Annotated in this window: 13 protein-coding genes; 3 read left to right on the top strand and 10 right to left on the bottom strand. The window is 68.1% G+C overall.

What is annotated here, in order from left to right:
• Nucleotides 1-49 precede the first annotated feature (49 nt).
• From EV652_RS20810 to EV652_RS46185, 3 genes are all read left to right on the top strand, one after another.
• Nucleotides 50-1798, top strand: a complete 1749-nt coding sequence (locus tag EV652_RS20810; RefSeq protein WP_500784494.1) for a glycoside hydrolase family 2 protein — start codon at nucleotides 50-52, stop codon at nucleotides 1796-1798.
• Nucleotides 1799-1900: 102 nt separating this feature from the next.
• The gene (locus EV652_RS45010) at nucleotides 1901-2122 is read left to right on the top strand and encodes a ricin-type beta-trefoil lectin domain protein (protein ID WP_206752092.1); all 222 of its coding nucleotides are present in this window, start codon (nucleotides 1901-1903) and stop codon (nucleotides 2120-2122) included.
• Entirely contained in the window at nucleotides 2065-2238 is a 174-nt protein-coding gene (locus tag EV652_RS46185; protein ID WP_369410033.1) for a ricin-type beta-trefoil lectin domain protein, read from the top strand. Before EV652_RS45010 ends, EV652_RS46185 begins: the two co-directional genes overlap by 58 nt.
• 64 nt (nucleotides 2239-2302) lie before the next feature.
• Here the strand turns inward: EV652_RS46185 and EV652_RS20800 are convergent, their stop codons facing one another.
• The 10 genes from EV652_RS20800 to EV652_RS20755 all read right to left on the bottom strand — a co-directional run bounded on the left by EV652_RS20800 (nucleotide 2303) and on the right by EV652_RS20755 (nucleotide 12958).
• Entirely contained in the window at nucleotides 2303-2506 is a 204-nt protein-coding gene (locus EV652_RS20800) for an antitoxin (protein ID WP_132210857.1), read from the bottom strand.
• 142 nt (nucleotides 2507-2648) lie between these two features.
• On the bottom strand, nucleotides 2649-3404 hold the full coding sequence (locus tag EV652_RS20795) for an isocitrate lyase/PEP mutase family protein (protein WP_132210856.1): 756 nt from the start codon (nucleotides 3402-3404) through the stop codon (nucleotides 2649-2651).
• On the bottom strand, nucleotides 3401-4360 hold the full coding sequence (locus tag EV652_RS20790; RefSeq protein ID WP_132210855.1) for a sigma-70 family RNA polymerase sigma factor: 960 nt from the start codon (nucleotides 4358-4360) through the stop codon (nucleotides 3401-3403). The genes EV652_RS20795 and EV652_RS20790 overlap by 4 nt, the downstream gene beginning before the upstream one ends.
• Nucleotides 4357-5751 carry a DHA2 family efflux MFS transporter permease subunit gene (locus tag EV652_RS20785; RefSeq protein WP_242001890.1) on the bottom strand — a complete coding sequence of 465 codons (1395 nt, stop codon included), beginning with the start codon at nucleotides 5749-5751 and terminating at the stop codon, nucleotides 4357-4359. The genes EV652_RS20790 and EV652_RS20785 overlap by 4 nt, the downstream gene beginning before the upstream one ends.
• A gap of 89 nt (nucleotides 5752-5840) precedes the next feature.
• Nucleotides 5841-6848 (bottom strand): zinc-binding dehydrogenase, encoded by a 1008-nt coding sequence (locus tag EV652_RS20780; RefSeq protein ID WP_132210854.1) that lies wholly within the window; start codon nucleotides 6846-6848, stop codon nucleotides 5841-5843.
• Nucleotides 6849-6873: 25 nt separating this feature from the next.
• Nucleotides 6874-8232 carry an MFS transporter gene (locus EV652_RS20775; RefSeq protein WP_132210853.1) on the bottom strand — a complete coding sequence of 453 codons (1359 nt, stop codon included), beginning with the start codon at nucleotides 8230-8232 and terminating at the stop codon, nucleotides 6874-6876.
• 20 nt (nucleotides 8233-8252) lie between these two features.
• Complete coding sequence (locus EV652_RS20770; protein ID WP_199238308.1) at nucleotides 8253-9746, bottom strand: mannitol dehydrogenase family protein; 1494 nt, start codon at nucleotides 9744-9746, stop codon at nucleotides 8253-8255.
• Nucleotides 9743-10960: a D-mannonate dehydratase ManD gene (manD, locus tag EV652_RS20765; protein ID WP_132210852.1), complete on the bottom strand. Its 1218-nt coding sequence runs from the start codon at nucleotides 10958-10960 to the stop codon at nucleotides 9743-9745. The genes EV652_RS20770 and manD overlap by 4 nt, the downstream gene beginning before the upstream one ends.
• A gap of 10 nt (nucleotides 10961-10970) precedes the next feature.
• On the bottom strand, nucleotides 10971-11933 hold the full coding sequence (locus tag EV652_RS20760; protein WP_132210851.1) for a 2-hydroxyacid dehydrogenase: 963 nt from the start codon (nucleotides 11931-11933) through the stop codon (nucleotides 10971-10973).
• Nucleotides 11930-12958, bottom strand: a complete 1029-nt coding sequence (locus tag EV652_RS20755; protein ID WP_132210850.1) for a LacI family DNA-binding transcriptional regulator — start codon at nucleotides 12956-12958, stop codon at nucleotides 11930-11932. Before EV652_RS20755 ends, EV652_RS20760 begins: the two co-directional genes overlap by 4 nt.
• Nucleotides 12959-13012 lie beyond the last annotated feature (54 nt).

Raw genomic sequence — 13012 nt, 5'->3', positions numbered from 1 at the left:
TCCATCGACCATCGTCGTCCCGTTCCCGTGGGAGCACCCCGGCTCGGGTGTGCTCACGCATTGGCTCCCGATCGCCTGGTATCGCCGGGGGATCGAGCGGCCGGCGGAGTGGGCTGGGCAGCGGACGGTTCTGCACTTCGGCGCCGTACATCATCAGGCGAGTGTCTGGGTCAACGGCGCGTTGGCGGTCGAGCATGAAGGTGGCTATCTGCCGTTCGAGGCCGACATCACCGATCTGCTCGACTCCGATGGCACCGGGACGCTCGTGGTCCGTGTGCATGCGCCGGTGGACAAGCGGTTCATCCCGCACGGCAAGCAGCGGAGTATGCCGGCCGATGACTACGACGGCTGCGCGTTCACCCCGTCCAGCGGGATCTGGCAGACCGTGTGGCTCGAGCCGCGCCCGGCGGCGTCCATCTCCCAACTGTCGCTCCGGCCCACGCCCGAGCTCGACGGTATCGAGGTGTCGCTCGTTGGCCCTTCGCCGGTCAGGATCGAGATCCCGGGCGTCGTCGTGCGCGAGTATGACCAGCTGACGGGTCCGGTCACACTGCCGATACCGGAGCCGCGGCTGTGGACCCCCCAGGATCCTCACCTGTACGACGTCGTGGTCACCGCCGGCGAGGACACGGTGCGTGGATACACCGGATTGCGCCGGATCGAGTGGCAGGGCAACAACCTGCTGCTGAACGGCGTACCGACGTATGTGCGTGGTGTGCTGGACCAGGGCTTCTGGCCGACGGGCGGTCACACTGCGCCGACCGATGATGCGTTGAAGCGGGACATCGTGCTGGCACGCGAGGCTGGGTTCAACGTGGTCCGGAAGCATCTGAAGCTCGAGGACCCGCGCTGGCTGTACTGGGCCGACAAGCTCGGCATGCTGGTGTGGGCCGAGCCGCCGTCCACCGGGCGCTTCAGTCCTGAAGCCGTTGCTGCGTTCGAAGAGGTGACGGCCGGGATGGTCGTACGCGACGGCAACCATCCGTGCATCGTGATCTGGGGTGCGTACAACGAGGAGTGGGGACTCGACTGGGACGTCCCCGGTGATCCGGCGAAACAGGACGCCGTACGGCGTGCCTACCGGATCATCCGTGACTCGGACCCGACGCGACCGGTCGTGGACAACTCGGGCTGGGCGCACGTCGAGACCGACCTGGTCGACTGGCACTACTACGACGACAACGTCGCGTCGTGGGCCGCGGCTGTCGATCGATTGGTGAACACCGACGACGGGAGTTTCCCGGTGCGGCTCGGGCCGGACTTCGTGGTGGACAAGGCGATCGCGGCTCCTGGATTCGACGGTTCGGAACTGATCCAGCTCAACGGTGAGTACGGCGGTGGGTCGACCAGTGTGGAGCGCGGGTGGCATCTGCGCTGGCAGACACAGGAGTTACGCCGGCACGCGCGGAACGCGGGCTACATCTTCACCGAGCTGTACGACATCGAGCACGAGACCGTCGGGATCTACACCTACGACCGGCGTACCAAGGATCTCGGTGGCACGCGGCAGTCCGACGTCCACGCCGAGACCACGCTCGTCATCGACCTGACGCCGGAGGCGCCCGGGCGCGATCTGGTCGTGACCGGCTCGGGGACTGTGCCGGTTCGGGTCTCGCATCACGGCCGGGATCCGTTGCTCGGCACGTTGCACTGGGCAACGGGATCCGCGCCCGTCGATGCCAAACCTTTCGTCGTCACCGACCCGATCGAGGTCGTGGCGACACCGGGTCGGTTGCAGTTGTGGGTCACCGACTCCGACGGTGCTGTCGTCGCGAGGAGTTTTGTCGACATCGCCTGAGTTCACGGGGACCTTCGCTCGATCCGCCTATCAGAGGAGGTTTCATGTCCATCCGTCGACTGTCCAGGGTGCTGGCTGCGCGCGGCCGGGAAGTGCGTCGACGTGGACACCAACACAGCGGTGAACGGGAATCTCGTGCAGTTGTGGACGTGTAGCGGCGTACCAGGTCAGCAGTGGACGAGGATGGCCGACGGCAGGATCCAGTCGTTCGGCAAGTGTCTGGACATCGTCGGCAACGGTACGGCGAACTTCACCATGGTCCAGCTGTGGGACTGCGGACCCGCCGGCGGATCTGGCAGCCACAGGCCAACGGGTCGTTGCTGAAGCCTCAATCGGGGCGCTGCCTGGACAGCCCCGGCGGCGCCACGGCAGACGGGACCGACCTGCAGATCTACGACTGCAACGGTCTTGATCCGCAGAAATGGAACGTGCCGGGGTGAAACGAGCGAGCGGCCGCGGGCGTGACCGCCTGCGGCCGCTCGGCGTCGTCAGCTCGAAGGTCGACTACTGAATGTCGTCGTCCTGGCCGTCGAGTCCGTCCAGCCGGTCCTTGGCGAAGTCGGTGCCCTGGTCGATCTTGTCGCCGTGCTCGCCGCCGGTCTTCTCGTTCGCGAACTCACCGGCCTTGTCCACGCCCTCGCTCACCTTGTCGCCGTGCTCGTCGACGGCGTCGGTCGCCTTGTCGCGCAGGTTGTCGAACATGCCCATCGTCTTTCCCCGTTCTTTCGATGGTTGCTTGGACTACCTATCCGTTAGTACCCGATCTCCCTGTCCCCACACAAGGGTTCCGCGCCGGTGTTGTCCACCCGTTCATGCACAACTTTGTGTTGAGATTGAAGGAATTCGGGGGTCAGACTGTGAAGGGGTTCTCGCCGGACCTGATCGCCGGGAGGATGCCTCCGGCAAGCTTGGTGTAGGTGTGGCGCTGGAGCATGGGGCCGAAGGTGATGCGGGCGACGCCGAGGTCGGTGAGCTCGCTGAGGGAGCGATCGCCCGGGCCGAAACCGACGTTCACCGGGCCGGGGATCTCCTTTACCAGGGTCTGGATGACGTCGGGATCGCTGGTGCCGATGGGATAGACGCAGTCCGCACCGGCCGCGAGGTAATGAGCGGCCCGGTCGATCGCGGCCCGGAGCTGTTCCTCGGGTGTGCCGGCGCGGCGGATGAAGGTGTCGATCCGGGCGTTGATCACCAGGTCGGAGCCCGCGGCGGCCCGGACCGCGGCCAGGAAATCCGCCTGTTCGGACGGATCGACCATGGCGCCGGTCGACGGCTCCGAATCCTCGAGATTGAGACCGACGGCGCCGGTCGCGGTGAAGCGCTCGACCAGCTCGGCGGGAGGAAGCCGGAAGCCGCGTTCGAAGTCGATGGTGACCGGCACGGACACCGAGCGTGCGATCCGCGTGGCCGCGGCCAGTACCTCGTCGACCGGTGCCTGTTCGCCGTCGCCGTACCCGAGGATCGTGGCGGTGCCGAAGCTGCTGGTCGCGACGGCCGGAAAGCCTGCTTCTTCGACCATCCGCGCCGAGGCGGCGTCCCACGCGTTGGGGATGACCACGGGTGTGCCGGGAACGTGTAGAGCTCGGAGGGTGGCTGCCAGTGTCATGGTGTCTCCTTGGATCGACGGCTGATCGGTAGTCCGAAAGCCGGGAAGAGTGCTGGTTGGTGGAAGGCCAGAACGGCTGCGATGCCGGCCTTGGTCAAGGTCAGGACCTTGATCGAATGGGCGTGGTACTGCTCGTCCTTGCCACGGTTGTACAAGGCGAACGCAGGCTGTCCGTTGGCCGACGTCTCGACCAGGACCCGTCGATCCGGGCCAGGGCCGAGCTTGGCGTCCAGCAGTCGCAGTACGTCGGCCCGTCCGCTGAACCAGGTCGGGATCGGTGGCATCTCCCACCGGGTGTCCGCGGTCAGCAGTCCTTCCAGGGCGGCGAGATCCTTGCTCTCGAAGGCCGTCGAGAATTGATCCAGGAGGTGCCGTCGTACCGGCTCGTCCGGCTCGCTGAGGTCCTCTTCGGCCGGTCGTAGCCGCGCCAGCTCGGCACGGGCGCGCTGCAGCGAACTGTTGACGGCGGCTGTTGTGGTGTCGAGCAGAGTGGCGACCTCAGCGGCCGGCCAGGTCAGCACCTCACGCAGGATCAGTACGGCGCGCTGCCGCGGCGGGAGGTGCTGCATCGCGGCGACCACCGCCAGGCGCAGGCTCTGCCGGTCGCCGACGACAGTGGCGGGGTCGGTGCCGAGCAAGTGGTCCGGGAAAGGTTCCAGCCAGGTCACCTCGAGCGCCTGCGGATGGAGGTCGTCCGGATCGTTGCCGGGGGCACCGAGCGCGGACGGGACCACCCGGCGACTGCTGTGTTGCAGGAACGTCAGGCACACGTTCGTGGCGATCCGGTACAGCCAGGTCTTGATCGATGAGCGCTGCTCGAAGCCCGCCTGTCCGCGCCAGGCCCGCAGGTACGTGTCCTGTACCGCGTCCTCGGCGTCGTGCAGCGACCCCAGCATCCGGTAGCAGTGAGCGACCAGCCCGGCCCGATGCTGCGCGAACTCCTCCTCCAGGTTCATCGCACCTCCTCCATGGCCGTGGGGACGACTAGTCCGCTGGTACGGCGTCGTGCCGTGATGCCGAGGCCCGCCAGCGCACCGAGTAACGACAGTACGCCGCAACCCGCAAGCGCCCGGGTGAAACCATCGCCCCCGTACCCACCGGCGGAGACGAAGACAGTCCCGAGTACGGCGACACCGGCGGCTCCACCGAGCTGGCGGGTCATGCTGTAGATGCCCGAGGCGATTCCCACTGCCTCCCGCGGCAACGCACCGACGCTCGCGCTCTGCGTGGCCGGCAGCGCCAGGGAGATGCCGCAGCCCGTGACCACGAGCGGTGCGACGAGTTCGTAGTACTGGACGGAACCCTTGCTGAGCTCACCGATCCAGAACATGCCGATGGTTTGCAGAGCCATGCCGACCACGACCGGCGGGCGCTCGCCGAACCGGTCGACCAGCCGCCCCGCGAAGGGGGCGACGATGAACAGGGTGGCTGTCCAGGGGAGGAGTTGCAGGCCCGCCTTGAACGGAGCCGAGCCCAGGACGACCTGCATGTACTGGGACAGGAAGAACACGGCGCTGAACAGCGCGGCGCTGAGGAAGAACCCAGACGCGTTCGCCGCGCTGAACGTCCGGTTGCGGAAGAAGCTGAGCGGCACCATCGGGTCGGTCGTCCGCCCTTCCCAGACTCCGAACGCGGCGAGGAAGACACCACCGATCGCGAACGAGCCGAGGACCTCCGTGCTCGTCCAGCCGGCGCTCTCACCGCGGACCACACCCCAGACCAGGCCGAGGACCGCCAAGCTGATCAGTACGGCACCGATCAGGTCGAGCCGCCGGGCCGGGCCGGTGCTCTCGGGGATCTTCCGCAGGACCAGCGGAATCGCGATCGCGCCGACCGGGATGTTGATCCAGAAGATCCACTGCCAGGCCAGTCCTTCGGTCACCGCGCCGCCGATCACCGGACCGCCCAGCACCGCGAGCCCGGTCAGGCCGCTGAACACGCCGATCGCCCAGCCGCGCCGCTCCGCAGGGAAGGCGGCGCCCAGCAGGGCCATCGCCAGCGGCATCACCATCGCCGCGCCGACTCCCTGCACGGCCCGGGCCGCGATCAACCACGGCAGCGACGTCGCCAGCGCGCACGCCACCGACGCGACCGAGAACAACACCAACCCACTGACATAGGTACGCCGCCGGCCCCAGCGGTCACCGATCGCGGCCGCGGTCATCAGCAACATCGCGAAACTCAGCCCGTAGGCGTTGACCGTCCACTCCAGTTGCTCGGCCGACGCTCCGAGATCGGCCCGGATCGTGGTGAGCGCGGCCGCCACCACCAGAACGTCCAGCGCCACCATGACCGACCCCAGCGAGGCCAGTCCCAACACCCACCGCTGCTCACTCGTCGTACGCACACACCCTCCAGAAACTCGCTGTCATCTGTACAGACCGCGAGCACGGGCAAAACTCATCGCCGCGATGAGTTTTGCCGCTGGAGACCGAGCTACCAGAGTGAGACGAGGACCTTGCCGGAGGCGTCGGAGTCCTTGGCGACGGCGAAGGCCTCGACGGCCTGGTCCGCGGGGAACTCGTGGGTGATGACCTGCTCGAGCAGCGGGTTGGTGTCCAGCAGCTCGACCGCGTGGTCGATCTCGTCGTTGAAGCGCATCGTGCCGCGGAGCTGGAGTTCCCGGGAGACGAGTGGCGAGAGGTTCACCGGGCGGGCCTCGTTGAGAGGGATGCCCACGAGTACGACGACACCTGCGCGCCGGGCGGCGTCGAGCGCTCCGGTGATGGCGGCCGGGACGCCGGTGCACTCCAGTACAACGTCGAAATGCGCGGACGGGACGTCTTGTGTGCCGATCTGGACCGTGTCATGGACGCCGAGCTCCCGGGCTCGCCGAAGCGGTCCCGGGAGGACATCGGTCGACACGACTTCGGTGGCACCGAGGGCCAATGCGCCCGCGGCGGTCAGCAGGCCGATGGCGCCGGAGCCGGACACCAGCACCCGCTTGTCCTTGACCCCGCCGGCGATGGCGATGCCGTGCAACCCGACGGCGAGGGGCTCGGCGAGGGCTGCGCGGCGGAGCGGCAGGGTGGCGGGCAGGACCCGGAGCATGTTCTTGCGCACAACCAGGAACTCGCTCATCCCGCCCTGGGTGTGCGGCCAGGTGGAGGCACTGCCGAGGTAGGCGCCGTTGGGCCAGAGGTGCGGGCGGTCCTCGATGCCCGGCTCGGATGTGCCGAAAGTGGCGGGGTGGATGGTCACCGGTGTCCCGGGCGCGAGCTGACCGGACGGGTCGAGGTCGACCGTACCGGAGAGCTCGTGCCCGGGAACGAGCGGTTCGCGGACGACGAACTCACCGTTCGCGCCCTCGTTGTAGTAGTGCAGGTCGGAGCCGCAGATGCCGCCGTACGCCATCCGGAGGCGCACCTGGTCCGGCTCCGGGGCAGGAGTGGGGAGCTCGGTCTCGACGAGCTCGAGCTTGCCCTGGATGACGATGGCCCTCATGGGCTCTCCTCTGCGGTGGAACGGGTCAGGCGGCGGTTGGTGCCAGTGTGCGGTCGGTCGCGTTCTCCGGTGCGAGCAGGTCCCGGTCCCGGGTCTCCGGTGCCTTCAGCGCGGCGCCGAACGTCACCGCCATCGCGACCGTCATGTAGATCGCGACCGGTACCCACGAGTCGAAGGCGCCCAGCAGTGCGACCGCGATGAGCGGGGCGAAACCGCCGCCGAGGACGGCGGCGAACTCACGGCCGAGGGTGACACCGGCGTACCGGTAGCGGCTGCCGAACATCTCCGGGAAGTAGCTCATCGTCACCGCCACCCCGCCCTGGCAGGCGAAGACGAAGCCGATGATCATGGCCAGATAGATGACGGTGAGATTTCCGGTGCTCAGGGCAACGAAGGTCGGGAACGGCAGCACCAGCAGCAATCCGGCGATGGCGAGGAACACGGTCCGCCGGCCGAACAGGTCGGACAGGTACCCGAGCACAATCGCGCCGAGACCACCGAAGAGCGCGCCGACCAGGAGGATCTCCGGCACGGTCTGGGCGTCGATCTTCACCGTGCCCTTGAGGTAGGAGGCCATGAACACCTGGTACGTGTACGACTGCACGCTCAGCCCGACCGTCATCAGGGTGACCAGCGCGACCGCCTTCTTCCCGTTGCGGAACACCTCCCGCACCGGCGCCGCAGCGGCCACCCGCTCGGCCTTGATCTCGGTGAAGACGGGGGTCTCCTTCAGCTTCCGCCGCAGGATGTACGCCGCCACCGTGACGAACGCGCTGCTCAGGAAGACCAGCCGCCAACCCCAGGACATCAGTTGTTCCTCAGGCAGGAGCTGGACGAGCGCCCACGCCCCGGCGCCGAGGGCGGTCCCCGCCGCCGCGCCGGTCATGATCAGGGCAGCCAGTCGGCCGCGACGACCCACCGCCGCGGTCTCGGTCAGCAGTGTGGCGCCGCCGGACTGCTCGGCACCCGCGCCGAAGCCCTGCAGGAACCGGCTGAGCACCAGCAGGATCGGCGCCCAGACACCCACGGTCTCGTACGTCGGCAGGACGCCGATCGCCATGGTCGAAATGCCCATCAGGGTCAACGTGGCCACCAGGATCCACTTGCGCCCGAGGCGATCGCCGTACCGCGAGAAGAAGAAGCCGCCGAGCGGGCGGGCACAGAAGCCGACCGCGTACGCGCTGAAGCTGGCCAGTAGACCGGCCGTCGGCGAGATGTTCGGGAAGAACAAGTGGCTGAAGACCAATGCCGACGCAGTGCCGTAGATGACGAAGTCGTACTGTTCGAGGGCAGTGCCGATGAGACCGGCGAGGGCGGCCCGGCGGACCTCCTGGCGGGGTGGTTCCTGCTGAACCGTCGTGGGGGCTGTGGTGACTGATTCCATGGCGGATCCTCTGGGATACGTCAGGCCGCGGGCGATGCCTGCGGCTGGTGAGGGGTGCGGGAGCGTGCGGCCTTGCGGGCGGCGGCTCGGACGCCGTCGGTGCAGATGACGGCGACGTACTCGGCGATGCGCTGGACGAATTCGTTGCTCTCAGCAAGCTCAGTGGGGAAGACCTCGGCGCACGCTTTCCGGACGAGGTCCACGCGTGACCCGGCTGTTGCGGCGAGTTCGCCGAGCCGCGAGCGGGCGGGGTCGACCATCGCGTGGGCGTGCGGGCCGGGATCGAAGCCTGGCAGCGGTACGACGCAGCACAGCCAGGCGGCGATCGTCAGGGCGAGGTGTTCGGGCATGACGCCTTGGTCCAGCAGCCGGAGCGCCGGCTGTGGAACACGTTGTGGGAGCTTGACGGACCCATCGGTGCCGACTTGCTGAGTCCGATGGCCGAGGGCGCCGTTCGACCACCGCTGGAAGAGTGATTCGACGTACGCCTCGACGTCGAAGCCGTGCGGCAGGGCGATGCTGGGCAGGTATTCGTCCTCGAGTACGGCGCGTGCGGCGTACTCGATGAAGTCCTGGGCACGCGACTCGGGAATGGTCGCGCGACCGTCCAGTGCACCGAGGTAGGCGATCAGCGAGTGGGTGCCGTTGAGCAGCCGCAGCTTGATCAGTTCGTACGCCTCGACCTCGTCGGAGAAGACCGCACCGGCCCGCTCCCACGCCGGACGCCCGGCGGCGAAGCGGTCCTCCATCACCCACATCGTGAACGGCTCGGCCGGGACCGGGCTGCGGTCGTCGATGCCAAGAAGCTCGTACGCCGTCGCGCGGTAGGCCTCCGTGGTCGCTGGCACGATCCGGTCGACCATCGAGTTCGGGAAGGTGACGTGCTCGGCGACCCAGTCGACGGCCCGGCTGTTCGCCGCCTGGAGAAACTCCAGGATCAGGCCGCGGGTCTGTGTCCCGTTCGACTGCATGTTGTCGCAGCTGAGCACGGTGATCGGGCGGCGATGCGTGGTGGCCCGGTGTTCGAGCGCGCGGGCGATCTGGCCGATGACGGTGACAGGCGTGCTGCTTTCAAGGTCGCCAACGATGCCCGGGTGGTTGAGGGCGAGTCGGTGGCTGCTCGGGTCCATGCAGTACCCGTGCTCGGTCACCGTCAGGGACACGATGCGGGTGTCCTCGGCTGCGATCGCGGCGACGACGGCCGCGGGATCGTGGGCGGCGACGATGGCGCCGGTGTGGACGCCGGGAACGCTGATGGACGAACCGTCGGGTGATAGTTCCAGTACGGAGTAGAGACCGTCCTGATCATTCAGAGCATCAGCAACCGATGCCGACCGGCTGGCAACGCCGAGGATTCCCCAGTCGCCGGCTCGGGCCGTGTAGACCGCTTGGTGCGCGCGGTGGAAGTTGCCGAGTCCCAGATGGACGATGCCGGTGGTGGACGGCTTGTGGTCGAGGGTGAGCAGGTGCCGCGGAACGGAACGGCGGCTCAGGGTCGGAGGCAAGTCGATCACCAGTCGGTCATGGCGCCGTCGAGAGTGCGCGCAACGGGCAGGTAGGCGGGCTCGTAGGGGAACTTGGCGGCCAGTTGCTCGTCGACCTCGACGCCCAGGCCCGGTGCTTCGCCCGGGTGGAGGTAGCCGTCGCTGAAGGACCAGGAGTGCGGAAACACCTCGTGGGCCAGTGGGTCGTAGCCCATGTACTCCTGGATGGCGAAGTTGTGCGTCGACAGACCGAGGTGGACGCTCGCACCGAAGGAGACCGGCGAGACGTCGGACGGCCCGTGCGGTGCCGCCCGGACCTGGTACACATCGGCCAGCGCGAAGATCTTGCGCAGGTGGCTGATGCCGCCCGCGTGCGCGGCCGCGACCCGGATGAAGTCGATCAACTGCTCGGTGATCAGATCCTTGCAGTCGTAGATGGTGTTGAAGACCTCGCCGATCGCCAGCGGTGTGGTCGTGTGCTGACGGACGAGGCGCAAGGCATCCTGGTTCTCCGCCGGCGTGACGTCCTCGAGCCAGAAGAGGTCCGCCGGCTCGAGTTCCTTCCCGAGCCGTGCTGCCTGCTGCGGGGTGAGCCGGTGATGAGCATCGTGCAACAGCGCCAGCTCAGGACCGACGTGCTCGCGGACCGCGGTCAGCACGGACGGGGCGTGACGCAGATACGCGTCGGTGTCCCATGATTCGACGACCGGAGCCGTGCCGCGGCTGGCCGGCTCGTAGTCATGGGCGTCGCGATGAACGCCGTACACGGTCTCCAGACCTGGTACGCCGGATTGCGCCCGGACTGCCCGGAATCCGTCCTGGCGGCGGGCATCCACGGTGTCGAGCAGCTCGGGGAGCTCCCAGGCCGATGCGTGGGTGTAGGCGAGAATTCGGTCGCGTACTGCACCGCCGAGCAACTGGTACACGGGCATGCCGGCAGCCTTGCCCTTGATGTCCCACACGGCGAGGTCGACGGCGCTGATGGCAGCCATCGTGATCGGCCCGCGGCGCCAGTACGCCCCGCGGTACAGGTACTGCCAGGTGTCCTCGATCTGAGCCGGGTCGATGCCGACCAGCAACGGGTTGATGTGGTCGCGCAGGTAGGACGCGACGGCGAGCTCACGGCCGTTGACGGTGGCGTCGCCGTACCCGACGAGGCCGTCGGCGGTCTGGAGTTTGAGGGTGACGTAGTTGCGGCCGGGGCTGGTGACGATGACCTCGGCCCCGATGATGCGATCGGTCATAAGAGAACCTTCAGAGTTGTACGACGTTGCGCAGTTCGTTGCCCTGGGCAAGAGCAGTGATGTTGGCCGCGATGTCCTGGACACGGCCGAGGAAGGTCTGCCGGGTGATCCCGGACACGTGCGGAGTCAGCAGGACGTTGTCGAGCTCGCCGAAGGGTGCGGTGGCGGGCTTGCCCTGGCCGTCGGGGCTTGGGTAGGAGTACCAGACGTCGAGGGCGGCGCCGCGGATGGTCCTGTCGCGCAGAGCGTCGTACAGGGCCTGTTCCTGGACGAGCGGACCGCGGGCCACGTTGACCAGTACGCCGTCGCGGCCGAGCGTCTTGAGTTCGGCGGCGCCGACGATGCCGCGGGTGGCGTCGGTCAGTGGGGCGGAGACGACGACAGCGTCGGATTCGTTCAGCAGGCGGGAGAGTTGGGAGGTGTCTCCGGCCCAGTTGAGGCCGTCGGCGTCGGCTCGGCCTGATCCTGTCACCGCTTGGCCTTCAGCGCCGAAGGCACGCAGGACGCGCCAGGCTGCGCGGCCGATGTGGCCGAGACCGACGAAGCCGATCGATGCACTTGCCAGCGAATGCGGTTGGGGGAGGGCGGCGTCGTACACCGGGGAGAGCCAGCGGCCCTGGCGGAGGGCGGCGTCGGCCTGCGGAAGCTGGCGGCGGAGCGCGATCAGGGCCCAGACGATGTACTCGGCGATCGAGTTCTCGTGGTTGTAGGTGTTCGCGAGGATGATGCCATCGAGGGCTTTCGCGTCGATACGGTCCGTGCCGGCGCCCGCGACCTGGACGAGCCGGATGCCCGGCGCGATCTCCGCCATCTCCTGGGTGAACGCCGGACCGACGAGGACATCGGCGTCAACGAGGGCCTCGAGAACTGCATCCGATGTTGTTGCCCAGACTGTCTCGGTGCCTACGGGCAGCAGTGACTCGAGCTCATCGCTGAGCGGCCGGAGGTTCGGGTCGGTGATGACGACTCTCATGCGTCGCTCCGTCCGCGACGGGCCGGAGTCCAGCCGGAGACAGGGCCGGTGCTCTGGCGGACCACGAGCTGCGTGGGCAGCGTTACCGATCGTGGGGCTATCGGTGCCTCGGCGGTCAGGTTCTGGTGCAGCATGTCGACGCTCATCACGCCGGCGCGCGACATCGGGGTCTGGATGCTCGTCAGCGTGGGCCGGCTCACTTCGGCCAACGGGGTGTCGTCGATGCCGACGATGCTGAGGTCGGTGGGGACTTCCACGCCGAGCGCTGCCGCTCCGGACATGATGCCGAGTGCCATCAGGTCGTTGTGGGCGATCACGGCGGTGGCCCCGGAGGCGACCACGCTGGCGGCCGCGGCCTGACCGCCGGCCATCGTTTCGGCCTGCCAGCCGAGAAGTTCGAGGTCGATGTCCGCTTCGTCCGCGAGTCGCTGGAGGGCTTCGACCCGGTTCTGGTTCGACCAGGACAGCGGCGAACCCTGGGCATAGGCGACGTGCTCGTGACCGAGGACGCGCAGGTATTCGAGGGCCTGCCGCAGGCCGTCGGCCGCATCGGGGACGACGCTGTTGGTCTCGTCCGAGGTGCGGTTGACCAGGACGAGTGGCGTGTCGCCGCACAGCTCGACGATGTCGTGGGCCGGCAGTCGGGGCGAGCAGACGATGAAGCCGTCGACCCGCTCCTGCAGTTCGCCGAGGATCTCGCGCTCGCGGTCCGGGCTGCCGTCGGTGTCGGTCAGCACGATGGTCTGCCGCCGGTTCCACCCGTGCGCCTGGGCGGCCTTGACGAAGCTGGCGAACACCGGGTTGCCGATGTCCGGGACGATCATCGCCACCGTGGCCGAGCGGGTCGGCAGCGTCGCGGACCGCGACCGGCGGCCGGACGAGGCGACGTACCCGATCTCCTCCGCGGCGGTGATGATCCGGCGCAGGGTGTCCCGGCCGATCCGGTCCGGGTCGCTGAAGGCGCGTGACGCGGTCGACAGCGAGACACCCGCGCGCTGCGCGACGTCGGTCAGGGTTGGGTTCACGGATCGGCTCCCGGGTGGATGTCCAAGGTTTCGGCAATGTTGCGGCAAGTTGCG

It is taken from the genome of Kribbella steppae (assembly GCF_004342025.1).
Classification (GTDB): domain Bacteria; phylum Actinomycetota; class Actinomycetes; order Propionibacteriales; family Kribbellaceae; genus Kribbella; species Kribbella steppae.
Note: the sequence above shows the minus strand (reverse complement) of the source record. Positions and strands in the feature narration are given on the sequence as shown.

Coding starts and splice junctions, on each gene's coding strand:
- EV652_RS20800 (WP_132210857.1), bottom strand. CDS start 2,506: ATGGGCATGTTCGACAACCTGCGCGACAAGGCGACCGACGCCGTCGAC.
- EV652_RS20795 (WP_132210856.1), bottom strand. CDS start 3,404: ATGACACTGGCAGCCACCCTCCGAGCTCTACACGTTCCCGGCACACCC.
- EV652_RS20790 (WP_132210855.1), bottom strand. CDS start 4,360: ATGAACCTGGAGGAGGAGTTCGCGCAGCATCGGGCCGGGCTGGTCGCT.
- EV652_RS20780 (WP_132210854.1), bottom strand. CDS start 6,848: ATGAGGGCCATCGTCATCCAGGGCAAGCTCGAGCTCGTCGAGACCGAG.
- EV652_RS20775 (WP_132210853.1), bottom strand. CDS start 8,232: ATGGAATCAGTCACCACAGCCCCCACGACGGTTCAGCAGGAACCACCC.
- manD (WP_132210852.1), bottom strand. CDS start 10,960: ATGACCGATCGCATCATCGGGGCCGAGGTCATCGTCACCAGCCCCGGC.
- EV652_RS20760 (WP_132210851.1), bottom strand. CDS start 11,933: ATGAGAGTCGTCATCACCGACCCGAACCTCCGGCCGCTCAGCGATGAG.